Origin of the sequence: Microbacterium sp. NPDC059771 (genome assembly GCF_042732495.1) — a bacterium.
Taxonomy (GTDB): domain Bacteria; phylum Actinomycetota; class Actinomycetes; order Actinomycetales; family Microbacteriaceae; genus Microbacterium; species Microbacterium sufflavum.
On record NZ_JBHWHK010000001.1, the window covers coordinates 1,226,225 to 1,251,062 of the forward strand.

At 72.6% G+C, this 24,838-nt stretch carries 26 protein-coding genes; 10 read left to right on the forward strand and 16 right to left on the reverse strand.

Going from position 1 to position 24,838, the window contains the following annotated elements; genetic code table 11:
- Positions 1–23: 23 nt before the first annotated feature.
- On the forward strand, positions 24–1,088 hold the full coding sequence (locus tag ACFV3I_RS05875; protein WP_136028739.1) for an acyltransferase family protein: 1,065 nt from the start codon (positions 24–26) through the stop codon (positions 1,086–1,088).
- Between the two features lie 56 nt (positions 1,089–1,144).
- On the opposite strand, the gene ACFV3I_RS05880 is transcribed toward ACFV3I_RS05875, so the two are convergent.
- The 3 genes from ACFV3I_RS05880 to ACFV3I_RS05890 all read right to left on the reverse strand — a co-directional run bounded on the left by ACFV3I_RS05880 (position 1,145) and on the right by ACFV3I_RS05890 (position 3,583).
- On the reverse strand, positions 1,145–1,693 hold the full coding sequence (locus tag ACFV3I_RS05880) for a hypothetical protein (RefSeq protein WP_378803442.1): 549 nt from the start codon (positions 1,691–1,693) through the stop codon (positions 1,145–1,147).
- Positions 1,694–1,890: 197 nt separating this feature from the next.
- Complete coding sequence (locus ACFV3I_RS05885; protein WP_136028737.1) at positions 1,891–2,787, reverse strand: helix-turn-helix domain-containing protein; 897 nt, start codon at positions 2,785–2,787, stop codon at positions 1,891–1,893.
- A 151-nt stretch (positions 2,788–2,938) separates the two neighbouring features.
- Entirely contained in the window at positions 2,939–3,583 is a 645-nt protein-coding gene (locus ACFV3I_RS05890; protein WP_378822541.1) for a hypothetical protein, read from the reverse strand.
- Between the two features lie 255 nt (positions 3,584–3,838).
- Between ACFV3I_RS05890 and ACFV3I_RS05895 the strand changes: the two genes are divergently transcribed.
- On the forward strand, positions 3,839–4,978 hold the full coding sequence (locus ACFV3I_RS05895) for a hypothetical protein (RefSeq protein ID WP_378822542.1): 1,140 nt from the start codon (positions 3,839–3,841) through the stop codon (positions 4,976–4,978).
- On the opposite strand, the gene ACFV3I_RS05900 is transcribed toward ACFV3I_RS05895, so the two are convergent.
- The 4 genes from ACFV3I_RS05900 to ACFV3I_RS05915 all read right to left on the reverse strand — a co-directional run bounded on the left by ACFV3I_RS05900 (position 4,969) and on the right by ACFV3I_RS05915 (position 8,772).
- The gene (locus ACFV3I_RS05900; protein ID WP_168442791.1) at positions 4,969–6,438 is read right to left on the reverse strand and encodes a polysaccharide biosynthesis tyrosine autokinase; all 1,470 of its coding nucleotides are present in this window, start codon (positions 6,436–6,438) and stop codon (positions 4,969–4,971) included. The two genes, ACFV3I_RS05895 and ACFV3I_RS05900, sit on opposite strands and share 10 nt — an antisense overlap.
- 89 nt (positions 6,439–6,527) lie before the next feature.
- Positions 6,528–7,325: a low molecular weight phosphatase family protein gene (locus ACFV3I_RS05905; RefSeq protein ID WP_378822543.1), complete on the reverse strand. Its 798-nt coding sequence runs from the start codon at positions 7,323–7,325 to the stop codon at positions 6,528–6,530.
- Positions 7,322–7,798, reverse strand: coding sequence for a VanZ family protein (locus ACFV3I_RS05910; RefSeq protein ID WP_136036910.1), 477 nt, complete (start codon positions 7,796–7,798; stop codon positions 7,322–7,324). The genes ACFV3I_RS05905 and ACFV3I_RS05910 overlap by 4 nt, the downstream gene beginning before the upstream one ends.
- Positions 7,799–7,833: 35 nt before the next feature.
- Positions 7,834–8,772, reverse strand: coding sequence for a Ppx/GppA phosphatase family protein (locus ACFV3I_RS05915; protein WP_378822544.1), 939 nt, complete (start codon positions 8,770–8,772; stop codon positions 7,834–7,836).
- Positions 8,773–8,800: 28 nt separating this feature from the next.
- On the opposite strand from ACFV3I_RS05915, the gene coaA reads away from it, so the two are divergent.
- From coaA to ACFV3I_RS05955, 8 genes are all read left to right on the forward strand, one after another.
- Entirely contained in the window at positions 8,801–9,751 is a 951-nt protein-coding gene (coaA, locus tag ACFV3I_RS05920) for a type I pantothenate kinase (protein WP_136029683.1), read from the forward strand.
- A gap of 64 nt (positions 9,752–9,815) precedes the next feature.
- The gene (gene glmS / locus ACFV3I_RS05925) at positions 9,816–11,663 is read left to right on the forward strand and encodes a glutamine--fructose-6-phosphate transaminase (isomerizing) (protein WP_136029681.1); all 1,848 of its coding nucleotides are present in this window, start codon (positions 9,816–9,818) and stop codon (positions 11,661–11,663) included.
- 72 nt (positions 11,664–11,735) lie between these two features.
- Positions 11,736–12,095, forward strand: coding sequence for a holo-ACP synthase (locus ACFV3I_RS05930; RefSeq protein WP_378822545.1), 360 nt, complete (start codon positions 11,736–11,738; stop codon positions 12,093–12,095).
- A complete protein-coding gene (gene alr / locus ACFV3I_RS05935) occupies positions 12,092–13,198 on the forward strand; it encodes an alanine racemase (protein WP_378822546.1) in 1,107 nt (368 codons plus the stop codon). Before ACFV3I_RS05930 ends, alr begins: the two co-directional genes overlap by 4 nt.
- A complete protein-coding gene (gene tsaE / locus ACFV3I_RS05940; protein ID WP_372490575.1) occupies positions 13,195–13,689 on the forward strand; it encodes a tRNA (adenosine(37)-N6)-threonylcarbamoyltransferase complex ATPase subunit type 1 TsaE in 495 nt (164 codons plus the stop codon). The genes alr and tsaE overlap by 4 nt, the downstream gene beginning before the upstream one ends.
- Positions 13,686–14,486 (forward strand): response regulator transcription factor, encoded by an 801-nt coding sequence (locus tag ACFV3I_RS05945; RefSeq protein WP_136029675.1) that lies wholly within the window; start codon positions 13,686–13,688, stop codon positions 14,484–14,486. Before tsaE ends, ACFV3I_RS05945 begins: the two co-directional genes overlap by 4 nt.
- Positions 14,487–14,694: 208 nt before the next feature.
- A complete protein-coding gene (locus tag ACFV3I_RS05950; protein WP_378822547.1) occupies positions 14,695–16,287 on the forward strand; it encodes a sensor histidine kinase in 1,593 nt (530 codons plus the stop codon).
- Entirely contained in the window at positions 16,284–17,420 is a 1,137-nt protein-coding gene (locus ACFV3I_RS05955) for a hypothetical protein (protein WP_136029660.1), read from the forward strand. The genes ACFV3I_RS05950 and ACFV3I_RS05955 overlap by 4 nt, the downstream gene beginning before the upstream one ends.
- A gap of 4 nt (positions 17,421–17,424) precedes the next feature.
- Here ACFV3I_RS05955 and csrA read toward each other — a convergent pair whose 3' ends face one another.
- From csrA to ACFV3I_RS06000, 9 genes are read right to left on the reverse strand one after another with little or no spacing between them, the layout of a single operon-like run.
- Positions 17,425–17,676 (reverse strand): carbon storage regulator CsrA, encoded by a 252-nt coding sequence (gene csrA / locus ACFV3I_RS05960; RefSeq protein WP_136029658.1) that lies wholly within the window; start codon positions 17,674–17,676, stop codon positions 17,425–17,427.
- A gap of 4 nt (positions 17,677–17,680) precedes the next feature.
- Positions 17,681–19,744, reverse strand: a complete 2,064-nt coding sequence (locus ACFV3I_RS05965; RefSeq protein ID WP_136029655.1) for a flagellar biosynthesis protein FlhA — start codon at positions 19,742–19,744, stop codon at positions 17,681–17,683.
- Positions 19,741–20,832 carry an EscU/YscU/HrcU family type III secretion system export apparatus switch protein gene (locus ACFV3I_RS05970; protein ID WP_136029653.1) on the reverse strand — a complete coding sequence of 364 codons (1,092 nt, stop codon included), beginning with the start codon at positions 20,830–20,832 and terminating at the stop codon, positions 19,741–19,743. Before ACFV3I_RS05970 ends, ACFV3I_RS05965 begins: the two co-directional genes overlap by 4 nt.
- A complete protein-coding gene (locus ACFV3I_RS05975; RefSeq protein WP_136046146.1) occupies positions 20,829–21,590 on the reverse strand; it encodes a flagellar biosynthetic protein FliR in 762 nt (253 codons plus the stop codon). The genes ACFV3I_RS05970 and ACFV3I_RS05975 overlap by 4 nt, the downstream gene beginning before the upstream one ends.
- Before the next feature lie 4 nt (positions 21,591–21,594).
- Positions 21,595–21,867: a flagellar biosynthesis protein FliQ gene (gene fliQ / locus ACFV3I_RS05980; protein ID WP_136029649.1), complete on the reverse strand. Its 273-nt coding sequence runs from the start codon at positions 21,865–21,867 to the stop codon at positions 21,595–21,597.
- The gene (fliP, locus tag ACFV3I_RS05985; protein ID WP_206251678.1) at positions 21,864–22,679 is read right to left on the reverse strand and encodes a flagellar type III secretion system pore protein FliP; all 816 of its coding nucleotides are present in this window, start codon (positions 22,677–22,679) and stop codon (positions 21,864–21,866) included. Before fliP ends, fliQ begins: the two co-directional genes overlap by 4 nt.
- Positions 22,676–23,173, reverse strand: coding sequence for a flagellar biosynthetic protein FliO (locus ACFV3I_RS05990; protein ID WP_378822548.1), 498 nt, complete (start codon positions 23,171–23,173; stop codon positions 22,676–22,678). Before ACFV3I_RS05990 ends, fliP begins: the two co-directional genes overlap by 4 nt.
- Positions 23,174–23,223: 50 nt before the next feature.
- The gene (fliN, locus tag ACFV3I_RS05995; RefSeq protein WP_378822549.1) at positions 23,224–23,883 is read right to left on the reverse strand and encodes a flagellar motor switch protein FliN; all 660 of its coding nucleotides are present in this window, start codon (positions 23,881–23,883) and stop codon (positions 23,224–23,226) included.
- Positions 23,880–24,815, reverse strand: a complete 936-nt coding sequence (locus tag ACFV3I_RS06000) for a flagellar motor switch protein FliM (RefSeq protein WP_205814364.1) — start codon at positions 24,813–24,815, stop codon at positions 23,880–23,882. Before ACFV3I_RS06000 ends, fliN begins: the two co-directional genes overlap by 4 nt.
- Positions 24,816–24,838: the final 23 nt, after the last annotated feature.

The following is a 24,838-nucleotide window of genomic DNA, read 5'->3' on the forward strand; positions in this document are numbered from 1 at the left end:
GGTGCACCCAATAGTGTCAGGGAATGCGAGGGGGAACCGAGGCCGACGTCGTGTCCACCGGAGTGTCGAGCGGCGTGCGCGCGACCGATCGGCTGCGCATCCCCGACGTGCTGCGCGGGATCGCGATCGTGGCGATGCTCGTCGCGCACGCCGCGGTGTTCCTGCCCGTGAAGCCCCTGCCGGTCACGTTCGTGAGCTCGATGCTGAACGAGCTGGCCTCTCCGCTGTTCGCTCTCGTGATGGGCATGTCCGCGCAGCTGCTGTGGACCAGGGGCCCGCGTGTGCCGCTCACGCTGCTGCAGCAGGTGGTGCGCGGACTGTTCCTGATCGCGCTCGGGGTGTGGATGTCGACGTGGGGGTCGTGGGTGGCGATCATCCTCGGGCATCTGGGCGTGCTCCTGATCGTCGGCGCCCCGCTGCTGCTCGCCCGCACGCCGTGGCTCATCGCGATCGCCGCGACGCTGCTGCTGCTCAGCGACCCGCTGGTGCGTCTGACCCGGGGGTGGCTGTGGGCGTACACGGCGCCCAGCCCGCTGCACGAGCTGCTGGAGTGGGTCGCGCTGAGTCCGTCGTACCGGCTGCTGAACCTGCTGCCGTTCTTCCTGGCGGGTGCCCTGCTGATCCGGCACGGGCTGCGCCGGGACGGGCTGCTGTGGGCGCTCGCGGGCGTCGCGGTCGTGGCCTACCTGTCGTGGGGCGTCGCGGCCTTCACGGAGTTCGGCGGAACGGACTCCGGGCTCCTGTTCGACACTCTGCGCGACATCGGCCTGGTGTCGGCCACGTACGTGCTGGTGGTGCTCGCGGCCACATCCCGCCGCGGCGCCCGGTTCTGGAACGCGCTGTTCACGCCGCTGGTGGCGTGCGGACAGGTGGCGCTGTCGCTCTACCTGCTGCATGTGGGTCTCATCGCGCTGTGGAACGGAGCGTACGGACGGCCGGCGGAGAACGCCTGGCTCGGATGGCTGGTGATCGTCCCCGGCATGATCCTGGTCGGCTGGCTGTGGTGGCGCTTCGTCGGCACCGGCCCGGTGGAGTGGGCGATGGGCTGGGTGACCGGGCGCCGCAAGCCGCTGCGACGCACGCGCTGACCCGCGGCACGCACGAGGGGTGCGGTGTCGGCACCGCACCCCTCGTGGCCGGCTCGTCAGAGGAGCGTGATGCCCACGTTCGAGGTGGTCGTGTTGTTGCCGGTCACGTCGTCGCCCGCGACGGTGGCCGTCATCGTCTGCTGCGGTCCGCCGAGCAGCCCGGTCACGATGCTCAGGTTCAGCAGCGAGTCGAGCGTTGTGCCCAGGTTGATCACGACGTTGCCGCCCGCCGGGATCGACGGGAGCGTGAGGGTGTAGTTGCCGTCGGAGCCGGCGACGGTGACACCGGCGACCGGGCCGATGTTCAGGGTCAGCAGCGACGGCGTGTACTGGATGGTGGTCGTGGCGCCGGCGGGGGAGGCGGCCGGGCCGTTGTTGGTGATCGTGAGCGTGTTGACCGTGGCGATGCTCGCGACGGCCAGGGGGCCCACGCCCAGGCTGAGCGTGATCGGCCCGCTCAGGGCGGGGACCAGGTCGCTATCGGTGAGCGATGCGGCGGCCAGCGGCGTCGCCACCGCGGCCGCGATGACGGGGACCGACCAGGCCGCGCCCTTGACGACCGTGCGGCGCGAGATGCCCTTGTTCTTCTGGATTTCCTCGGTCACGTGAGTGTCCTCCCTCGTAGATGCAGATGCGGTTTCCCGCGGTGTCGTGAAGAGGCGACACGTTGTCTGCATCCCCCAGGAGCCCCTCCGTGGACCTCAAGCTAGGGCGGCGGGGAAGGGCGTTCCGGGGCTTCCCGCGAAAGACGCGCGGGGTGCGCCGAACCTGCGCGGAGTGTGCTCTGGGAGGGGCGCGCGGGCTAGGCGCGGCGGGCCGAGCGGAGCGCGCGCGGGGTTGCGGAGTAGGACTCGTCGAGGGCGCGGCGCAGGCTCATCGGCGACTGGAAGCCGGCGCGCTGCGCGATCTGGTCGATGCTCAGCACGTCGTAGCGGCTGTCCATCAGCAGGGAGTGCGCCAGGCGGGCCCGCTGTCGCCGGATCTCGCCCGCCACGCTGTTGCTCACCTCGGAGAAAACCAGCTGCAGCTGGCGCAGCGACGACTGCACCTCGCGCGCCACCCTGGCCGGGTTCAGCGACGGGTCGCCGCACTGCTGGGCGATCACCGCGATCGCCCGCTCGCGCAGGACCTCGTGGGGCGTGCCCTGCCCGGTGACACCGCCCACGCGGTCGAGCACGAGGGCGCCGCTCATCTCCATCACCAGCTGCTCGATCGCGTACTGCTCGATGGCCGACGCGTGCGCGTCGGTGTCGAGCAGGCCGGCGATGAATCGCTGCAGCGATGCATCCAGCAGCCGCCGTTCGGGGTACACGCTCGCGTCGGGCGGGAGGGAGGGCACGAACGATGCGATGGCCGAGCGGGGGACCAGTGCCGCGACGCAGCGCCAGACCCCGGCCGCACGGAGCCGCCGGGTGATGCCGTGCGGTGCGATGACGAGGCCGCTCTCGGTCTCCACCCAGGGCTCGCCGTCGACGCGCGACCACAGGGCCTGCGCCTCCAGGAACGCGAACACCGAGTGGTCGGGGTAGGCGCTGACCGTGTCGACGGTGAGCTCGGACGTGGCGCCGCCCATTCCGAGCAGCAGCACCCCTCCGGAGCTGCGCACGCGCGAGCGGAGACCGGGGTGGTCCCCGACTCGACGGATCCCGTGCAGGGAGAGCTCGCGGTCGTCGATCGAGTGGGCGGCCTTGGTGTTCACGAGGTCCTCCTCAGAGGTTCCGTTCCGCGGGGGGATCCGGGCGGAGGTTCGCTCCGCCCCGATCGCTCGAGGGTTCGGGGCGCACCGCCGGTGGACGACACTGCCCGATTTGAACAAGTATTCAGTGGAGCACGCGGAAGTACAGAGGTGATCAGAGAATTCCCGCGCCGACGGGCACGGGGATGGTGGTGGTCGCCGTCGCGGCGGTCCCGCCGATGGTGACCGTGAGCGTCACGGGGAAGGTCGCGAGCGCGCTCACCGTGACGCCGGTCGACGCTCCGGCGAGCCCGACGACGACCGACAGGTCGACGGCGCCGTCCGGGGCGACCGTGACGGTGCGCGTGCCGGTCCACGTGGTGGCGGGGAACCCGGACTGCCCGACGATCGGCGCGGTCTCGTAGACCGCGGTGCGTTCGCCCGCCGTCGTCCTGACACCGTCGACGGACCAGACGCCGATGCCCCGCGCGCGGCCGAGCGAGAGGGTGAGGTCGGTGGGACGCCCGATCCCGATCGTGATCGTCGCCGGGGCGGCGGTGATCGGGCTCGGCCCGTTCACGATCGTGAAGCGGGTGGGCACCGTGACCACGTTCTGGCTGGTGAGGACGCCGCCGCCGTCGAGCAGGGGAAGGGCCACGAGTGAAGTGGTGGCGCCCGTCCAGGCCAGGCTGAAAGTGGTAGCGCTGGCGGCCGCGAGCGGTGCGGCGGCGGCCAGCGCCACCACCGGGACGCTCCAGGCGGCGGCGTGCAGGACGGCTCGTCGCGACGGTCGGGGCGGGGGACGGTCGTCGTCGATCATGGGGCTCTCTCCCGTGGGTGCAGAAGCGTGACGTGCGGTCGCGGAGCGGCGACACGAACCGTCTGCATCCCCCAGGAGCCCTCCGTGGAAGAGACGGTAGGGGCGGGCGGACGGGCGCGGGCGGCGCACCGGGGAAAAGCGCGCTGTGCGCGTTCTTTCTGCGCGGATTGTGCGTTCGACTCGGGGTGGGCGAAAGCGCCGCGGGCTCGGCCGCCGCCCCGGGGAGCTGCCGCGGTGCACGGATAGGCTGGCGCCATGTCCGACCGCATCCGGGTCGCCGCGATCGGCGCCGTCATCGACATCGACGCGTCGACCAGGGGTCCGGTGTTCGCGGATCGGGTGCGCGCCGCCTGGAGCGACGCGCTGACCGATGCCGACGGCCCGCTGTCCTCCGTCGTCCGCGTTCGGGAGGGCGGCGACGACGACGCGGCCCTCGCGCTCCTGTCGAGTGACGTGACCCTCGCAGCGCTGGCCCTGCGCCGCGGCGACGCCCTGTGGATGATGCACGCCGCGGGTCTCGCCGACGCCGACGGCCGGGTCGCGGTGCTCAGCGCGCCGTCGGGCACCGGCAAGACCACGGCCGCCCGCCGGCTGGCCCGTCGGTACGCGTACGTGAGCGACGAGACCGTCGGGGTCGCCGCGGACGGCACCATCGTCGCCTACCGGAAGCCGCTGTCCGTGATCGAGGCCGCCGCACCGCACAAGGTGCAGGTCGCGCCCTCGTCGCTGCACTCCGGGGTGCCGCTGTCCGGGGCACCGCGCGTCGCCGCCGTCGTGGTGCTGGACCGCCGCGTGGACGGACCGGACTCACCCGAGGTCGAGCGCCTCGACCTCGCCCAGGCGCTCGAGCTGCTCGCGCCGCAGACCAGCTACCTCAGCGACGCCCCGCGCCCGCTGCACCTGATCCGCGACGTGCTCGACCGCGTCGGCGGGGCCGTGCGCGTGCGCTACCGCGAGGCCGAGACGCTCGACGCCGTGGTGGCCGCGCTGCTCGCGGAGGCGCCGACGGGGTCGCGGTCGCGCGACGACGCCGACACCGCGTCCGAACCCATGCCCGAACCCGAACCCGCGCCCGAACCCGAACCCGCGCCCGGACCCGTGGCCGGGGGCGCGGTCGGCGCGCTCGTGCGCACGGCCATGGTCGACGCGCTCGACCTCGGCGACGGGCGCCTGGCCCTGCTGCGCCGCACCGACGACGGCAGCAGCGTGCACGTGCTCGACGGCATCGGACCGGCCGTGTGGCGCGCGGCCGACGGGCGCCCGCTCGACGACATCACGGCGGAGGTCGTGAGGATGCACGGCCGCCCGGAGGGCGCGGACGCCGGGGCCCTCGTCGCCGCGGCGGCGGAGACGCTGCGCGCGGACGGCCTGCTGCGGCGGGTGCCTCAGACCTGAGCCGTGCCCCGGCGGCGCACGCCCGGCGTCTGTCCGGCGTCGGAAGGCGGGTCGGCCGGTGCGTCGTCCGGCTCCGCGTACCGCTCGTACGCGCCGTAGTACTCGCGGCCGTAGTACGCCGACTCGGCGCCCTTGCGCGGCACGCGGTTCAGCACGACGCCGAGCACGCGGCCGGTGGTGCGCGTGATGTTGGCGATCGCGCGCTGCAGCATGTCGAACGTGGTCTTGCCGGACGACACGACGATCAGCACGCCGTCAGCGCCGGCGGCGAGCACCGCGGCATCGGTCACCGGCAGCACGGGCGGGGAGTCGAGGATCACGATGGCCGACGAGCTGATCTCGGCCAGGAAGTCGCGCATGCGCTTCGAGCCCAGCAGCTCGCTGGGGTTCGGCGGGATGCGCCCCGCCCCGACCACGGCCAGCGGCACGTCGCGCGAGGGGCGGTGCGCCACGTCCTGCAGCTCCGCCCGCCCGGCGAGCACGTCGGTCAGCCCGACGTCGCGGGACATGCCGAAGATGTCGGCGATGACGGGGCGCCGCAGATCGCAGTCGATCAGGATCGCCCACTGCCCGGCGGCCGCGAGGCTCGAGGCGAGGTTGACCGACACGGTCGACTTGCCGTCGCCCGGCACCGAGCTGGTCACGACGATCACCCGCGGCGGGTGATCGACGTCGATGAACTGCAGGTTCGTGCGCAGCTCGCGCATCGACTCGATCGTGTGGTGGGAGACGCCGTGCTGCGACTCGAGCGAGAAGTCGATCACCTGCCGCTCGTCGGACATCGACTTCTCCAGCGGCAGCGTCCCGATGACGGAGACGCCGGTCTCGCGCTCGATGTCGCGGGGGTGGCGGACCCTCCGGTCGACCGTGTGGCGCACGAACGCGTAGACCAGGCCCAGCGCGAGTCCGGCGAGCGCGCCGATGAGGACCGCGATGCGCGTGTTGGGGGAGGAGGGTTCGGTGGGCAGGCGCGCGGAGTCGCCCACCACGAGGGAGATCGCGGCCGGGGTCGACGAGGTGCCGCCCTCGAGCTTGTCGATCTCGATCGCCATGCCGTCGAGCCAGGCCTGCGCCAGCGCCTGTGCCTCCTGCGGCGTCGGTCCCTTCGCGGTGACCTGCAGGGCGGTCGTGTCGAGCGGATTGGTCACGGTCACCCGGTTCACGAGCACGTCGGGGGTCGTGTCCAGCCCGAGCTCGTCGATCGCGTGCTCGGCGACCGCCCGCCACGAGCCGATGTTGAGGTACGACTTCACCCTGCTCTGCGCGAGCTGATTGCCCACCAGGGCGGAGCCGCTCGAGCCGTCTCCGCCGGCCGCCGTGACGATGCCGGTGGTGTCGGCGGAGTACACGCGCGGCTGCAGGGCGGTCCATCCGAACGCGGCGGCGGCGCCGACCAGCGTGGCCACCACGATCACGATCCAGTGCGCGCGCACGATGCGCACGTAGTCTCTCAGTTCCACGGTTTCCGCCCCTCGCGCATCCCTCGGGGAGCACGGGATGCCTGCATGACCATGAGCATACGGTGATCGTCCGTGCGGACGGGTGCGTCTCAGCCGATGGCGTCGCGCACGACCCGCTCGACCTCGGCCAGCGCCGGGGTGAGCTGCGATGCCGAGAGCGCGTAGGTCTCGCGCGAGCGGCGGTACGGGTCGATCACGTCGTCGTCCTCCGGCTGCGAGGGGGTGAGTCCGCGCTGGTCGTTGAGCGCGCGCAGCACGGCGGCGAACCGGTCGGCAGGGGCGTCGCCTGCGGCATCGGCTGCCGCCCTCGCGTCCGCACTGGTCAGCGTGGACGCGAGCCGGGCGAACTCGCGCACCGTGAACGTGCGCCGCAGGATGCTCGGCAGCATCTTCACCGCGTGCGAGCGGTGCTCCCTGGCCATGGTCAGCACGAGGTCGGTGTCGGCGAGCAGCGGCTCGACCAGGTAGCGCGCCTGGTGGGCGGCGGCGATCGACGGCTCGACGCCCGCCGTGGCCGCGAGCTCGAGCGCCGGCTCCGGCATGCCGTGGCCGACCAGCGCGTGCGTCCCCGCGCTGTGCACGCGCACGCCCAGCGGCTCGAGCGAGTGGCGGAGCATCACCTCGGCCAGCGGCGAGCGGCAGATGTTGCCCGTGCAGACGGTGAGGATCGTGAGGCGGTGGCCGGGGTCGCCGCCCGCGTCCGGGCGCAGCAGCGCGTCGAGCGGGCCGGGCGCCGGGGCGTCCGCGTGCGCGTTCCCGGGTTCGGGGGAGGGGGAGGGGGAGGGGGAGGGGGAGGCGAAGGACGCGGCGGGCGTCGTCGCCCGGAGCTCGCGCCATTCCCTGCGGCTCATGCCGGCCGGAGGGCCGTCGGGGTGGGGCGTGGTCACGACACCAGCCTACGGCGGGCCGCCGCCGGACGATCACCCGCCACCAGCTGGAGCAGCACCAGGGCGAGCACCGCGCCGATCAGCGTGCCCGAGGTGTTGGCGATGATGTCGCTGAGGGCCGGGACGCGCGAGGGCATGAGCCCCTGGACCGCTTCGATGACCACGCTCATCAGACCGCCGCAGAGCACCACCTGCCACAGGCGCAGCCGCGGGAGGGCGAGCGCGAGCAGCAGGCCCACCGGCACGAACAGGGCGACGTTGGCGAGGATCTCCAGCACCACGGCGCTGCGCTCGTACGAGGCGATGCCCGCATCGGACACCCACGCGGCCATGACGCCCACCAGCCCCGTGACCTTGGCCGAGACCGAGGCGGGGAGCCAGACGGTGAAGCCGACGAACAGCAGGTAGCCGACGAGGGCGAGACGCGCCGTCACCGTGCCCGCGCGCGAGGGGGCGACGGCGGGGGAGGTCATGCGGTCATGCTAGCGGCGGGGGGTGTGCGCCCCTCTCAGGTTCGCGCGCCGCTGTGCTCCTCGATGTAGCGCAGCAGCACGCCCTCGCGCAGGGCCCACGGGGAGACCTCCAGCTCGTCCACCTGCAGGGCGCTCATCGCGGTGTGCAGAGCGACCGCGGCCGCCACGATCTGGAACGTGCGATCGGGGGTGATGCCGGGCAGCTCCTGTCTGGCCGAGGCGGGCAGGCGGGCGAGCCGCGGGATCCAGGAGCCGAGCGCCGCGCGGGGCAGCAGCATCCGGTCGCTGCCCGACCACCCGGGCGTCGGGTAGCCCACCAGACGCGCGAGCGAGCGGATGGCCTTGGACGATCCGACGACGTGGTCGGGGCGGGGCAGGGCGCGGAACCGGGGCAGCACCTCGGCGAGCGTCGTGTCGGCGTGCGCGCGCAACCGCTCGACGTCGGCTTCGCCGGGCGGGTCGTCGGGGAGGAACTGCACGGTCATGCGGCCGGCGCCCAGCGGGACGGAGGCGGCGGCGTCGGGCAGCTCCTCCGCCCCCGCGGCGATCTCCAGCGAGCCGCCGCCGATGTCGAGCAGCAGCAGCTGTCCGGCCGACCACCCGAACCACCGCCGCACCGCGAGGAACGTCAGCTCCGCCTCGGTCTCGCCGTCGAGCACCTGCAGCGGCTGCCCGAGCACGGCTTCGATGCGGGCGATGACCTCGGCGCCGTTGCGGGCGTCGCGCACGGCGCTCGTCGCGGTGGCGAGCAGCTCGTCGACCCGCTCCGCCTCGGCGACGCGGCGGGCCTGGGCCACGGCGGCCTCGAGCGCGGCGACGCCCTCCTCCGAGATGGCGCCGTCGGGGGTGAGGTAGCGCATGAGGCGCAGCACCGTCCGGTCGCTGGTCGTCGCGAGCGGGCGGCCGCCGGGACGCACGTCGGCCGCGAGCATGTGGACGGTGTTGGATCCGATGTCGAGGACTCCCAGGCGCACGGGAAGAGACTACTCGCGCGCCGTTACGATGGTGCACGTGACCCCCGACCCCACGCTGCCGTTGTCGCCGTACCGGGAGATCGGCCGAGCCGAGTGGGCGCGTCTGGCCGCGGGCCTCGACCAGCCGCTCACCGAGACCGAGGTCGTGGAGCTGCGCGGCATCGGCGACCGGCTCGACCTCACCGAGGTGCGCGAGGTGTACCTGCCGCTGAGCCGCCTGCTGAGCCTCTACGCCTCGGCGACCAAGCAGCTCGGCGCGGCGACCTCGACCTTCCTGCAGGAGGACGACAGCACGACGCCGTTCGTGGTCGGCGTCGCCGGATCGGTCGCGGTGGGCAAGTCCACGATCGCCCGGCTGCTGCGCGAGCTCATGAGCCGCTGGCCGGGCACGCCACGCGTCGAGCTGGTGACCACCGACGGCTTCCTCTATCCGAACGCCGAGCTGGAGCGCCGCGGGCTCATGGACCGCAAGGGCTTCCCCGAGTCGTACGACCGGCGCGCGCTGATCGAGTTCCTGACCGAGGTCAAGAGCGGCGCCCCCGAGGTGCGCGCGCCGTTCTACTCCCACATGCGCTACGACATCGTGCCCGACGCGCACGTCGTGGTGCGGCGACCCGACGTGGTGATCGTGGAGGGGCTGAACGTGCTGCAGCCGCCGCCCGCGCCCAACGACGTCGCGGTCAGCGACCTGTTCGACTTCTCGATCTTCGTCGACGCCGAGACGTCGCACATCGAGAAGTGGTACGTCGACCGCTTCCTCGCGCTGCGGCAGGGCGCGTTCAGCAATCCGTCGTCCTACTTCAACGTGTTCGCGCACCTCACCGACGAGGAGGCGATCACCACGGCGCTCGGGTACTGGAACGAGATCAACATGCCCAACCTGGTCGAGAACGTGATGCCCACCCGGCATCGCGCACGCCTGGTGCTGCGCAAGGGGCCGGACCACGACGTGGAGAGCGTGCTGCTGCGCAAGCTGTGACGCCGCGCCGTCGGCGCTCTATTGTTCGGACGACTCGCAAAAATCGCGTCTTACCCTGTATCTCATGTGTGGAATCGTCGGATACGTGGGCCCGCGGCCCAGCCAGGACATCCTTCTCGCCGGTCTCGCCCGGCTCGAGTACCGCGGCTATGACTCCGCGGGCATCGCCGTGATCGACGGCGACGGCGAGCTGGGGATGCGCAAGAAGGCCGGCAAGCTGGCCGTGCTGCGCGACTCGCTCGGCGACGCGCCGCTGCCCGACGGCACCACCGGCATCGGCCACACGCGCTGGGCCACCCACGGCGGACCCACCGACGGCAACGCCCACCCGCACCTCGCCGACGACGACAAGCTCGCCGTGATCCACAACGGCATCATCGAGAACTTCGCCGCGCTGCGCGACGAGCTGCTCGCCGACGGCGTCGTGTTCCGCAGCGAGACCGACACCGAGGTGGCCGCGGCCCTGCTCGGTCGCGAGTACGCCGGCAACGGCGGCGACCTCGAGCTCGCCTTCCGCTCGGTCGTGAACCGCCTCGAGGGCGCCTTCACCCTGCTCGCGATGCACCAGGACCACCCCGGCCTCGTCGTCGGCGCCCGCCGCAACTCCCCGCTCGTGATCGGCCTGGGCGAGGGCGAGAACTTCCTCGGCTCCGACGTCGCGGCCTTCGTCGAGCACACCCGCCAGGCGCTCGCGATCGGTCAGGACCAGATCGTGTCGATCACGCCCGACGCCGTGACCGTGATCGACTTCGCCGGCACCCCGGTCACCCCGGAGCCCTTCGACGTGTCGTGGGATGCCGCCGCCGCCGAGAAGGGCGGCTGGTCGAGCTTCATGGCCAAGGAGGTCGCCGAGCAGCCCGAGGCCGTGGCCAACACGATCCGCGGTCGCATCCAGGACGGGCAGGTCGTGATCCCCGAGCTCGACGGGCTCGACGAGCTGTTCACCGGCATCAACCGCGTCATCATCACCGCGTGCGGCACCGCGTCGTACGCCGCCCTCGTCGGCAAGTACGCCATCGAGCAGTGGGCGCGCGTCGCGGTCGACGTCGAGCTCGCGCACGAGTTCCGCTACCGCGACCCCGTGATCGGCGCCGACACCCTGGTCGTGTCGATCAGCCAGTCGGGCGAGACCATGGACACGCTCATGGCCGTCAAGTACGCCCGCGAGCGCGGCGCGCGCACCCTCTCGGTGTGCAACACGCAGGGCGCCACCATCCCGCGCGAGTCCGACGCGGTCGTCTACACGCACGCCGGACCGGAGGTCGCGGTCGCGTCGACCAAGGCGTTCTCGGCACAGATCACGGCGCTGCTGCTGCTCGGCCTGCACATGGGTCGCGTGCGCGGCACGGTCGCCGACGCGTCCACCGACGTCGCCGAGCTGCTGGCCCTGCCCGAGAAGGTCGCCGCGGTGCTGGAGAGCGAGCAGGAGCACGTCACGCAGCTCGCCGGCTGGATGGCCGACACCCGCTCCGTGCTGTTCCTCGGTCGCCACGTGGGCTACCCGATCGCGCTGGAGGGCGCGCTCAAGCTCAAGGAGATCTCCTACATCCACGCCGAGGGTTTCGCCGCCGGCGAGCTCAAGCACGGCCCGATCGCGCTGATCGAGCCGGGGCAGCCGGTGTTCGTGCTGGTGCCGTCGCCGCGCCACTCCGCGCTCGTGCACTCGAAGGTCGTCTCCAACATCCAGGAGATCCGCGCGCGCGGCGCCCGGGTCATCGTGGTGGCGGAGGAGGGCGATGCCGCGGTGCTGCCCTTCGCCGACGAGGTCATCCACATCCCGCTCGCCGGCCCCATGTTCGAGCCGCTGCTGGCCGTGGTGCCGCTGCAGATCTTCGCGATGGCGCTGGCCACCGCCAAGGGGCTCGATGTGGACCAGCCGCGCAACCTGGCCAAGTCCGTCACGGTGGAGTGACCCCGCCCGTCGTCCGCGAACGGCCTCGTCCCGCTCCGGGGCGGGGCCGTTCCGCGCGAGTAGGCTGAACGGGTGATCATCGGCACCGGCATCGACCTCGTGGACATCCCCCGGTTCGAGCGCACGATGACCCGCACGCCCAAGCTCCGCGAGCGGCTGTTCGCCCCCGCGGAACAGGCGCTCCGGCTGCCGTCCTTGGCCGCGCGCTACGCCGCCAAGGAGGCGCTCATCAAGGCGCTGGGCGGCTCGGACGGCGTGCACTGGACCGAGATCGAGATCGCCTCCGAGCCCTCGGGGCGGCCGTACTTCGTGCTCTCCGGCTCGACGGCGGCGGTCGTCGAGGAGCGCGGCATCGTGACCCTGCACCTCACCCTCACCCACGACGCGGGCCTGGCCGCCGCGTTCGTCGTCGCCGAAGGAGCACCGCTGTGACCGTCCCCTTCCGTGAGGCCACGATCGACCTCGACGCGATCGCCGACAACGTGCGGCACTTCCGTCGGCTCACCGGGGTCGAGGTGCTCGCGGTGGTGAAGGCCAACGCGTACGGCCACGGTGCCGCCGCGACCGCGGTGGCCGCGCTCTCGGCCGGTGCCACCCGGCTCGGGGTCGCCGAGATCCCGGAGGCGCTGGAGCTGCGTCGGCAGGGCGTGCACGCGCCGATCCTCGCCTGGCTGCACGCCCCGGGGGAGCGCTTCACCCAGGCGGCGGCCGAGAACATCGAGCTCGGGATCTCCTCGTTCGACCAGCTGGAGGCCGCGGCGGCCGCGGCGGCGGTCGACAGCCCGGTCGCGGTGCACCTGAAGTTCGAGACGGGGCTGTCGCGCAACGGCATCGCCCCGGGCGACTGGGGGCGGGTGCTGGCCGAGGCCGCGCGGCTCGAACGCATCGGGCGGCTGCGGGTGGTGGGCCTGTTCAGTCACCTGTCGAACACCTCACCCGCCGACGACAGGGCGGCGCTGGCGAAGTTCGAGGAGGGAGTGGCCGCGGCGGCGTCGTTCGGCATCCGCCCGGAGATCCGCCACATCGCCGCGACCGCCGCGGCGATCGACCTGCCGGAGACGCGGCTCGACGCGGTGCGGATCGGCATCGGCCTGTACGGGCAGTCGCCGTTCGACGACCGCTCCTCGGCCGAACTGGGCCTGCGCCCGGCCATGACGCTGCGCGGCGCGGTCGCGGCCGTGCGCCGGGTGCCGGCCGGCACCGGTGTCTCGTACGGCTACGACCATCGCACCGACCGCGACACCACGCTCGTCCTGGTGCCGCTGGGCTACGCCGACGGCGTGCCCCGCAGCGCCTCCGGGCGCCTTCCCGTGTCGATCGGCGGGCGCCGCTTCGTGAACGTCGGCCGCATCGCGATGGACCAGTTCGTGGTGGACGTGGGGGACACCCCCGTCTCGATCGGCGACGAGGTGGTGCTGTTCGGCGATCCGACCCTCGGCGTGCCGTCGGCGCGGGAGTGGGCGGACGCCGCGGGCACGATCGACTACGAGATCGTGACCCGCATCGGACACCGGGTGCCGCGGAGGGCGTCGTGAGCGTCGACCCGGCGTTCCTCGGCCGCCGGGAGATCGCCACCGCGGACGAGATGGAACAGCTCGGCCTGCGGATCGGCGAACAGCTGGAGGCGGGCGACCTGCTCATCCTCACGGGGCCGCTCGGGGCGGGCAAGACCACCTTCACGCGGGGGCTCGCGGAGGGGCTCGGCGTGCGCGGACCCGTGCAGAGCCCCACGTTCGTGATCGCGCGCACCCACCCGTCGCTCGTGGGCGGGGCGCCGCTCGTGCACGTCGACGCCTACCGGCTCGGCTCGGCCGCCGAGCTCGACGACCTCGACCTCGACCTGCAGCGCTCGGTGGTCGTGATCGAATGGGGGCGCGGCATGGCGGAGGAGCTCGCCGACGCGTGGTGGGACATCGAGCTGGAACGCCCGGTCGGCGCGGCCGGAGCCGACGACGACCTCGACCCGTCCGAGCTCGACGCGGACGCCCCGCGCGTGGTCACCATCGTCCGGGAGCAGCGGGCATGACCGCCCGCAGCGTCGGCGACCTGGTCGCGGTCATCATCGAGGACGACCCCGGCGTGCAGTCGCTGCTGGAGGAGGTGTTCCTCGCCGCGGGCTTCGAGGTCGCCGTCACCGGATCGGGGCCGGAGGGCCTCGCGGCGGTCGAACGGCACCAGCCCGTGATCACCACGCTCGACATCAACCTGCCCGGCATCGACGGGTTCGAGGTGGCCCGGCGCATCCGCCGGGTCAGCGACACGTTCATCATCATGCTGTCCGCGCTCGCGGAGGAGTCCGACGTGGTGCTCGGTCTTACCTCGGGCGCCGACGAGTACCTGGTCAAGCCGTTCCGTCCGCGCGAGCTGCGCGCGCGGATCGAGGCGCTCCTGCGGCGACCGCGGCTCCCGGTCGCCACGGCGACGCAGCGTCCGGTCGCGCCCGCGCCGCCGGCCGCCGCGACCGACACGACCGTGTCCACGTGGCGTGGTCGCGTGCATCGCGACCTCAGCCTCGACCTCGATACGCGGCTCGTGCTCGTGGCGCAGCGTCCGGTCGAGCTCACCCCCACGGAGTTCGACCTGCTCGCCGCGCTGCTGGAGTCGCGACGCCGCGTGTGCAGCAAGGCGGAGCTCGCACGGGGTCTGCGCGGCGCGCCGTCCGGCTCCGCCGACCCCGTCAGCGAGCCGGACAAGCGCGCCATCGAGACCCACATGGCCAACCTGCGCCGCAAGCTCGGCGACAGCCCCACCGAGCCGCGCTACATCGAGACCGTGCGCGGCGTCGGCTATCGGCTCACCCCAGCCGGCGATCAACCCGGCTGACAGGGGTTCGAGGCCGCGGCTCCCCCACCGCGGCCTCGGATGCCTGCGAATCCCCACTCGCGCGGCCCCAGCGTCTGCGAAATCCCCAGTCGCAGTGTCGGCCCCCACTCAGAATCGTAGGACGCCGATGTCGCCTGAAGAGCGCGTAGGCCCGATCTTTGAGTAATCTTGCGACAAAGCTGAGGATCGACCAGGAGGCGGGGGCTTCATGATCCGCACTGTGTCGATCTGGCGTTGGCAACTCGTGTTCGCGGGCAGCATCGTCGCCATCGTGGTGATGGTCGCGGGCTTCAAGCCGCACACGCTCACGATCCCGCTGTTCGTGGTCGGGATCGTCCTCGTGGTGGTCACCACGCTCGTCGCCCTGCTCGTGCCGTGGCGCCGGCTTCCGCGCACCGCCGTGACCGCGCTCCCGCTGCTGGACATCCTGGCCGTCGGCTTCACCACCAACGCCCCCGACCTGCGGCTCGGGTTCCTGTGGGTGTTCCCCGTGGTGTGGCTGGCGACCTACTTCTCGATGCCGTGGGTGTTCACCGGTGTCGCCTTCAGCAGTGGCTGTCTGGTGTTCTTCGCCGACCGCTCGGGGGAGCCGGCCGACGTGCTGCTGCGGGTGCTGACGGTCGTGGTGACCCTCAGCTTCCTCGGGGTCACGATGCGGATCGGCTCGCAGCGGTCGGGTGCCGCGCGACGGCTGCTGCAGCGGCGCTCCGAGCAGGTGAACAGGGCGGCGGAGCGGGCCGAGACCAACCAGCAGCGGGTGACGCAGATCATCGACGCGCTCGGTGTCGCCCTGGTCGTGGTCACCGCACAGGGGCGGATCCTGCAGATGAACGACGCCTACCGCGCGCTGTACGGCCGCGACCGCTACGGGGCCGCCCTTCCCTCCGCCTCGGTCGAATACGACGCGCGGCGCGGCACCGCCCTGAGCCCCGCGCGCACGACCCTGGCGCGGGCGGCCGCGGGGGAGGAGCTGCGCGCCGAACGGGTGTGGCTGTTCGACGGCGCGGGACAGTGGCGGGCGCTGGAGGTGACCACGCAGGCGATGGCCGGGGCCGGCGAGGGCGAGCACATCGCTCTGGTCGTGATCGACGACGTCACCGCGCTCCTGGAGGCCGCGGAGGAGCGCAGGGCCCTCACCGCGATCGTCTCGCACGAGCTGCGCAACCCGCTCACCGCGATCATCGGGCACGTGGAGCTGCTGCGCGAACGCGACGACCTGCCGGGCCGCGTGCCCGCGCAGGTCGAGGTGATCGCGAACGCGGGGGAGCGGATGCAGGACCTGCTCTCGAGCATGCAGGCGCAGACCCGCAGCTCGCCGGAGCCGTTCGAGCCGGTGGACCTGCGCGAGGTGGTGGAGGCGTCCGCGGCCTCGTTCGCGCCGCTGATCACCGCCGCCCGGCAGGAGCTGAGCCTCGACGGCGCGGACCGCCTGGTCATCACCGGCGACGCGTTCCGGCTGCGCCAGGTGCTCGACAACCTGATCGGCAACGCCGTGAAGTACACCCCGTCCGGCGGCCGCATCCAGGTGCGGGTCGGCGCGGACGATGCCAGGGCCGAGGTGAGCGTGGTCGACACCGGCATGGGCATCGCCCCCGACGAGCTGCCCCGTCTCTTCGAGCCGTACTTCCGCACCGACAGCGCCGTGCGGGGCGGGATCTCCGGCACCGGGCTCGGCATGGGCATCGCGCGGGACATCGTCGTCGCGCACGACGGGGAGATCCTCGTCGACAGCGAGGTGGGCGTCGGCACCACCGTCACCGTGCGCTTCCCGCGCCGTTCCCCGAGGAAGGATCCGGCATGACACCGCTCGTGCCCGTCAACGTCGACGTGACCACCAGCATGGTCGCCGTCGTGACCGTGCTGACCGCGATCGTGATCGGTCTCGCCACCCTGGCGCGCCCGACCAGGGCGACGATCGTGTGGGGCGTGGCCTTCGGGATCGGCATGCTGGGCGCGTACCTGTGGCTGGCCGGGCATCACACCGGCCTCCCGGTACTGCGGGCCGCCTCGTCGGCGCTGACGGTCGTGTTCATCCCCCTCGTCTGGATCGGCGTGCGGATCCACTTCGGGCGCTCGGCCCCCTGGCTGCCGGTGATCGTGGCGCTGATCGGCGTGCCGGTCGCCCTGGTGTCCACGGCGGGCACGGCCTGGTACCTGCTGGTCTTCCACCTCGTCTTCCTGTCGATGGGCGTGTTCGCCGGGCTCCTCGCGTGGGAGCTGCTGCGCGGGCAGCCTCCCGCGCGCGACGTCGTGATGCCCCTCGCGCTCGCCGCGTGCGGCTTCGCGGTCGTCTCCGTGGTCAGCGGGGCGTCGGCACTGGTGTCGGGGAGCGTGAGCACCGAGGCGCAGTTGAGCGCCCTGCGGGGCATGAACGCCGTCGGCGCGATCGTGGTGAGCACCTGCGCCGCCTTCACCCTCGTGCTGCTGGTGCGGGTGGAGAGTGCGGCGCGCGGTGACGTCGGGGCGGCCGACCGTGCCAGGGCCCGCCTGCGCAAGGCCGAGGCGCAGAACGACGGGGCGTGGTCGGTGCTGGACGTGCGGCTGGACGACCCCGCCGACCTGCGCGAGGCGTCGAGCAGCGGGGCCTTCCGCCGGATCGTCGACCGCTTCCACGCCGACGTCCAGGAGGCGCTGCCCACGACCGCCGACGCGGAACGGGTGAGCGACGACCGGGTCGTCGTGCTGATCCGCGGCAGCGACGAGGCCGTGCGCTTCCACCTGCGCGCGATCCTGTCCCGGATCTCGGTCATCGACACGGATGCGCCGGTGAGCGGCATCCGCTCCTCGGCCAGCATCGGCTGGGCCACCTCGAGCGTCGCCGGCTACGACTACGACGCGCTGCTGGCGGCGGCGGCCGCCGCCGCGGACCGGGCACGTGCGGCCGGCGGCGACCAGTGGAAGCGCGCCGTGTCCGCCGACCTCTCGCCGGTGTGAACGGCTAGGACCGGCGGTGCTCGCGGCCGCGGGCGAGCGCGGCGGCGATGGCCCCCTCGGCGGTGGCGTCGGTGTCGGCGGCGGCGGAGACGTTCTCGGCGCCGACGGCCTCGATGATCTCGGTGCGCTGGATGCGCGTCTCCCGCGGGGCCTTCACGCCGATCCGCACGCTGTCGCCCTTGATGTCGAGCAGCGTGACCTCGATCTCGCCGTCGATGCGCACGCTCTCACCGATCCGCCTCGTCAACACCAGCATTCGATCAGCCTACTGGTGCGACGGGGGCGGGCCCCAGCGACGCGGTCGAGGCGTCGCGCACCACGCCGATGGTCTCGATCGTCAGCGGCGCCGCGGTGGCCTCGCTGTACGACAGCACCGGCAGGCCGTCGGTCTGCGCCGACACCAGCCGTCGTACGGCCGGCCGCAGCGACGGCGCGCACACCAGCACCGGTTCCGGCCCGTCCGCCTGCGCGGCGACCGCCTGCTTGACCGAGGCGATCACGGCCTCCATGCGCTGCGGCTCGAACACGATCTGGGTGCCGTCGTCGCCCGGCCGCAGGCTCTCCAGCATCGCCTGCTCCAGCAGCGGGTTGATCATGACCACCCGCAGCACGCCGTTCTCCGCGAAGCGCGCGGCGATCGCCGGGCCGAGCGCGGCCCTGGCGGCCTCGATCAGCCCCTCCGGGTCGGTCGAGGTCTTGGCGCGCAGGGCCAGCGCCTCGTATATGCGGCCGAGGTCGTTGATCGGCACGCGCTCCGCGAGCAGCCCCTGCAGCACGCGCTGGACCTCGGCGAGCGAGAGCTGCGCGGGCGTGAGCTCCTCCACCGCCGACGGCGACACCTGCTTGAGCGCGTCGGTGAGCTGGCGCACGTCCTCCCGCGACAGCAGCCGCGCGGCGTGCGTCTGGATCACGCTCGACAGGTGCGTGACGATCACGCTGGCCCGGTCGATCACGGTCGCTCCGGCGAACTCGGCGCTGTGCCGCATCTCCATCGGGATCCACTTGCCCTCCAGCCCGAACACGGGGTCGAGGGCTGCGGCGCCGGGCAGCGACTCGAGCCCCGAGCCGAGCGCGAGCACCGATCCGCCCGGCGCGGTCCCGCGTCCGGTCTCCACCCCGGCGATGCGGATCACGTACGTGGCCTGCGGCAGCTCGATGCTGTCGCGCGTGCGGACGGGCGGGGTGACCAGGCCGAGGTCGAGCGCGATGCGCCGCCGCAGCGCCTTCACGCGCGCGAGCAGGTCGTCCGGGCCGCCGGTGACCAGGTCGACGATGTCGGGGGAGAGGAGGATCTCGAGCGGGTGCACGCGCATGCGCTCGATCAGCTCCTCCGGCTGCTCCGCAGGCGGCGTCACCGGTGCCTTCGCGGCTTCGGCCGCCTCCCGCTTCCTGGTGGCGGTGATGCGCTGGGCGACCAGGAGCAGCAGCGCCCCGATCGCGACGAACGGCAGCATCGGCATGTGCGGGATGAGCGACATGATGATGGCCGCGCACCCGGCGATCAGCAGCGCGTTGCGGGACTGCCCGAGCTGGGCCGATGCGGCCGTGCCCATCTCGGTCTCGGCGGTCGAACGGGTCACGATCATGCCGGTCGACACGGCCATGAGCAGAGCGGGAATCTGCGTGACCAGGCCGTCGCCGATCGTCAGGAGGCTGTACGTGCTCACGGCCTGGTCGATCGACATGCCGTGCTGCACGAGCCCGATCGCGATGCCGCCGACGATGTTGATGATGATGATGACGAGCCCGGCGATCGCGTCGCCCTTCACGAACTTCGAGGCACCGTCCATGGCGCCGTAGAAGTCGGCCTCCGCGGCCACCTCGGCGCGGCGCTGCCTGGCCTCCGTGTCGGTGATGAGTCCCGCGTTGAGATCGGCGTCGATGGCCATCTGCTTGCCGGGCATCGCGTCGAGCGTGAACCGGGCGCCGACCTCGGCCACGCGCTCGGCACCCTTCGTGACGACGACGAACTGGATGACCACGAGGATGAGGAACACGACCGCGCCGATGATGAGCGAGCCGCCGACGGCGATGGCCCCGAACGCCTCGATGACCTGCCCCGCGTACGCCTCGCCCAGCACGAGCCGGGTGGACGCGACGTTCAGGCCGAGACGGAACAGCGTCGCCACCAGCAGCAGCGAGGGGAACACCGAGAAGTCGAGCGGCTTCTTCACGAACATCGACGTCAGCAGGATCACCAGCGCGAACATGATGTTGAGGATGATGAGCACGTCGAGCAGGAACGGCGGCACCGGGACGACGAGCAGCATGATGATGCCGACCACCCCGATCGGCACCATCAGCGTGGTGAGCATCTTCTTCATGCGGTCCTCCGGTAGGGGAGCGAGTGGATGCCGCGGGCGGCGCCGCGACGCCGCAGGGCGTCGACGAACACGAGCACGCGCGCCACGGCGTTGTACAGGTCTTCGGGGATCTCGTGTCCCAGCTCGCACGCGGCGTGCAGGGATCGCGCGAGGGTGATGTCGCGCACGAGGGGCACCCCGGCCTCGAGCGCCTTCTCGCGGATGCGCTCGGCGATCACCCCGCTGCCCTTCGCGACCACGCGGGGCGCGGAGGTGCCGGCCTCGTAGCTCAGCGCGATCGCGATGTGGGTGGGGTTGACCACCACGACGTCGGAGTTCGCGACCGCCGCGATCATCCGGTTGCGGCTCACGGCGAGCTGGCGCGACCGGCGCTGCTGGCGGATCAGCGGGTCGCCCTCGGAGTTCTTGTTCTCGTCGCGCACTTCCTTCTTGGTCATGCGCGTGTGCTTGCGGTTGCGGCGCATCACCACGAACAGGTCGATCGCGGCGAGGACCAGGCCCACGCCGATCGCGGTCTGCAGGAGGGCGGCGGTGCCCTCGGCCGCGGTGCCCAGCAGACGGGAGATCGAGTGCGCGCCGCTCGCGGTCAGCACCGGCATAAGCCCGGCGATCACGAACCACAGCGCGAGCGCGATCGCTGCCGTCTTGAGCAGCGCCTTCGCGCCCTCCCAGAGCGCCTGCAGGCCGAACACCCGCCGCATGCCCGAGACGAGGTTGAACTGCTCGTAGCGTCCGGTGAGCTTGCGCAGGTGCACGCCGCCCTGCACCACCGCGCCGAGCAGGGTGACGACCGCGACGGCGGCCAGCAGCGCGCCGAGCGTGGGCAGGACCGACGCGAGCCCGCGGCCCAGCGCGCCGAGCGCGGCCTCGGGCGACGGCGTCCGCATGAGCGAGGTGAGCGAGATGAGCTGCTCGGTGCCCGCGGCGGTGCCCGCAGCGATCGCGGCGGGCATCATGACGGCCGCGGCGCCGATGCCGAGCCACGCCGTGAGGTCCTGGCTGCGGGCGAGGCGACCCTTCTGCCGGGCTTCGCGCAGGTGCTTGTCTGTCGCCTTCTCGCTGCGCTCCCCGCTGTCGGCGTCGCTCACGGCGTCACCCCCTGCATCAGCCGGAAGGCCTGGGAGGCGAGCGCGTCGATGATGCCGGGGAACGCCACGTACACGGCGCCGGCGAGCAGCAGGGTCAGCAGGATCTTCACCGGGAAGCCCATCGCGAAGGCGTTGAGCGCGGGCGCGACCCGGGTGATCAGGCCGAGGCCCACGTCGGCCAGGAACAGCACGAGCACGAGCGGGCCCGCGATCTGCACGGCCGCGAGCACCATCTGCGACACCCCGTCCACGAGCAGCTCGACGGGCCCGGCGACCGCGAAGACGCCGTCGACGGGCACCGCGTCGAAGCTGCGCGCGAGCCCCGCGAGGATCAGCTGGTAGCCGCCGGAGGCGAACAGCAGCGTCAGCGCCGTCAGGTGGAACAGGCGGGTGAACTGGGCGCCGTTGACCATCGCCGCCGGGTCGAACGCCTGGGCGAGCTGGAACCCGCCGAACACGTCGATCAGGCTGCCGGCGGCCTGCAGCGCCGCGAAGCACATCATCACCAGGAAACCCAGCAGCGCGCCGGTGAGCACCTGGAGCACGAGCGCGCCGAGGAACGCGCCGGTGTCCAGCGGCTCGTAGCCGGGGGCGACGGCCGCGCCCACCGCGAGGGACAGCCCGATCGACAGCATGGCCTTCACGCGCACCGGGATCGCGCCGTAGGAGAACGGCGGGGCGATCATGATGAACGCCGTGATGCGCACGGCCGCGAGCATCGTGGCCTCCAGCCACGCGAAGTCGATCGGGATGTACACGCGCTCACCCGCTCAGCAGTGCCGGGATCCGGGCGAACATCTCGTTCGTGAAGGCGATGATCTCCGCGATCATCCAGTTGCCGGCGATCAGCAGGGCGATGCCCACCGCGACGATCTTCGGCACGAACGACAGCGTCACCTCCTGCACCTGGGTGATGGACTGCAGCAGCGAGATCGCGAAGCCCACCACGAGCGCGGTCACGAGCATGGGCGCGGCGAGCTTGGCCGCGATGAGCAGCCCCTGCGCGCCGATGTCGAGCACGGCCTCCGGGCTCATCCCACACCTCCGTAGCTCTCCAGGAGGGCCTTGATGATGAGCCCCCAGCCGTCCACGAGGATGAACAGCAGGATCTTGAACGGCAGCGAGATCATGACCGGCGGGAGCATCATCATGCCCATCGACATCAGCGCGGCCGCCACGACCAGGTCGATCACCAGGAACGGCACGAAGATCACGAAGCCGATGATGAACGCGGCCCGCAGCTCGGAGATCATGAACGCGGGGATCAGCGTGTACATCGGCACGCTCGCCGCGTCGTCGGGGTTGTCCTGACCGGCCATGCGGGTCATGAGCGCGAGGTCCTCCTCGCGCGTGTAGTGCAGCATCCACTCGCGCAGCGGGCCCTGGCCGATGTCGACCGCCTGCGTGAACGTGAGGGCGCCGTCGATGTAGGGCTGCACCGCGAGCGTGTTGATCTCGGTGAGCACGGGCCACATGATGAACAGCGACAGGAACAGCGACAGGCCCGCCAGCACCTGGTTCGGCGGGATCGTCGGCAGCGACAGCGCGTTGCGGGTCATCGCCAGCACCACGAAGATCTTCGTGAACGACGACATCATCAGCAGCAGCGCCGGAGCGACCGACAGCAGCGTGATGCCGAGCAGCGTGAGGATGGAGCCGGACGGGCTGCCGTCGACGCCGTTGATGTCGATCGAGACGCCCTCGCCCTGGTCGTCGGGCAGCACCTCGGCGTGCGCGGGACCGCCGCTGCACAGCACGAGCACCGCGACCACGAGCAGCACCGCGGCCGCGACGGCGAGCAGCCGCCACGGCGCGCGACGAGGCTCGACGGCCCGGGCTGCGGTCATCGTGCGCGCCGGAGGGCCTCGGCGGTCTGCCGCCAGGTGTCGGGGGAGAGGATGGAGCCGCGCAGGGGGTCGTTGCGGTGCCGCACGCGCCGGCGCAGCTCGGTGCCGTCGCCCGGGGTGCGGTCGCCCGGGGTGCCGTCGCCCGGGGCGGCGGGGAGTGCGGGGGTCGCGGGCGTGCCGGACGTCGCGGGGGTGCCGGTGAGCGCGGCTGCGGCGAGGATGCGCTCGAACTCCGCGGCGTCGGCGGCGGCGTCGCGCGGTGCCGGCCCGGTGGGCGGGGCCGCGGGCTCCGTGCGCAGCGGAAGGCGGTCGACCACGCTCACGCCGTGCTCCGTGACACCCAGCACGTAGCGGGCGTCCTCGGTCTGCACCACCACGAGCTGCGCCTTCGCCCCGAGGCCCTGACGCCCCAGCACCGTGATCGGCTCGGCGTCGCGCTTGCGCGACTGGGTCTTCGCGACCCGGCGCTGCAGGAACCACAGCAGGCCGAGCACCGCCGCCAGGGAGAGCCCGACCCGCAGGGCGAGCAGCAGGTCGTCCAGGGTCAGGCCTCGACGTTCTCGAGGATGCGCGTGATCCGCACCGCGTAGTCCTGGTCGACCACCACGACCTCGCCGTGGGCGATCGTCCGGCCGTTCAGCTTCACGTCCGCAGGGGCGCCGGCCGAACGGTCCAGCTCCACGATGCGGCCGGGCTCCAGGCCGAGCACGTCGCGCACGGCCATGCGGGTGCGGCCGATCTCGACCGTCAGCTCCATCTCCACACCGGCGATGCGGTGCAGGCGGCCGTCGCCGCCGGCGGGTCGTGCCGGGCGGTGGGTGATGCGCACGGCGAGCCGGCCGATCGTGCGCTCACCCTCGTCGACCAGGTCGAACAGCTGCGCGTGCGGGTCGGCGAACAGCGCCGACGCATCGCCCGTGGCGGCCTCGCCCAGCACGCCGGGGCCCAGGGCGGTCACGGCCGCCTCCAGCGCGTCGAGCAGCCGGTCGGCGACGGGCCGTCCCGCCAGGCCGTCGATCAGCGCGTCGGGGTCGAGCAGCTGCACGGCGAGCTGGGCTCCGGCTTCGCCGACGAACTGCACGACGACCGCGTCGCCGGTGTCGCCGGAGGCCTGCGACGCCCGTGCGGTGACGGGCGCTGCCGCGGGGAGCCGGGCGGCGAAAGCGGCGGCGACGGCGGATTCGTAAGCGGTGGTGCTGGTCACGCGGACTCCTGGGCGGCGGGGGCGGATGCGGGGACGGTGGTGGTGACGACGCACGCGAGGCGCGCGCCGGAGCTGCCGACCGCGGCCGTCGCGACGGTCTGATCGCCGACCGTGAGCAGCAGCGGCCGGTCGGCGGAGTGGGGGAGGGCGAGGAGGTCGCCGACCGCGAGGTCGAGCACCTCGCGCGGCAGGACCGAGCGGGGCGCGAGGCGCAGCGCGACCTCGACGGGCGCGGCCTCGACCTGGCGGCGCACGAGGCCCGGGGTCTCCGCACGGTCGGTGAGGGCCTCGCGCACGGCGAACCCGGACAGCACGGACGCGGGCAGCATGATGCTCGCCGGCACCGTGCGCCCGCCATGCCGCATCGACAGTCGCGCCACGATCACCGGCTCCCCGGCGGCCGCGACCTGCGCGAACTGCGAGCTGTACTGGATCCCGGCGACGGTGACACCGGTGGGCAGCAGGCCGTCGAGCGCGGCCGCGAGGTGCTCCGTGGCCTCCGTCACGAGGGAGCGCAGCAGCGCCTGCTCGATCGGCGTGAAGGTGCGGTCGTCGACCGTCGCGGTCGAGCGCCCTCCCACCATCTGCACGATCCATGAGGTGGCGGTGGAGGTCGGCACCTGCAGGATCATCCGCTCGTCGGAGTCGGGCAGGGCGCACACGATCATGGTCGTGGTGGTCGGCAGCGACTGCGCGTACTCGCCGTAGGTGAGCATCCCGACGTGCTCGACCGCGATGGTCGCGCGCACGTGGATCCGGCCGGACAGCTGCGCCGACCACTGCCTGGCGAACGTCTCGAACGCGAGCTCGAGCGTGCGCGCGTGCTCGCGCGACAGCGTCGCCGCACGGCCGAAGTCGTACACCTCGACCTCGGCGGTCGCTGTCGCCGTGCGTGCGCGCACCGCGGAGCGCGCACCGTCATCCCTCACCACGTACCCGACTATCGGGCGGCGGA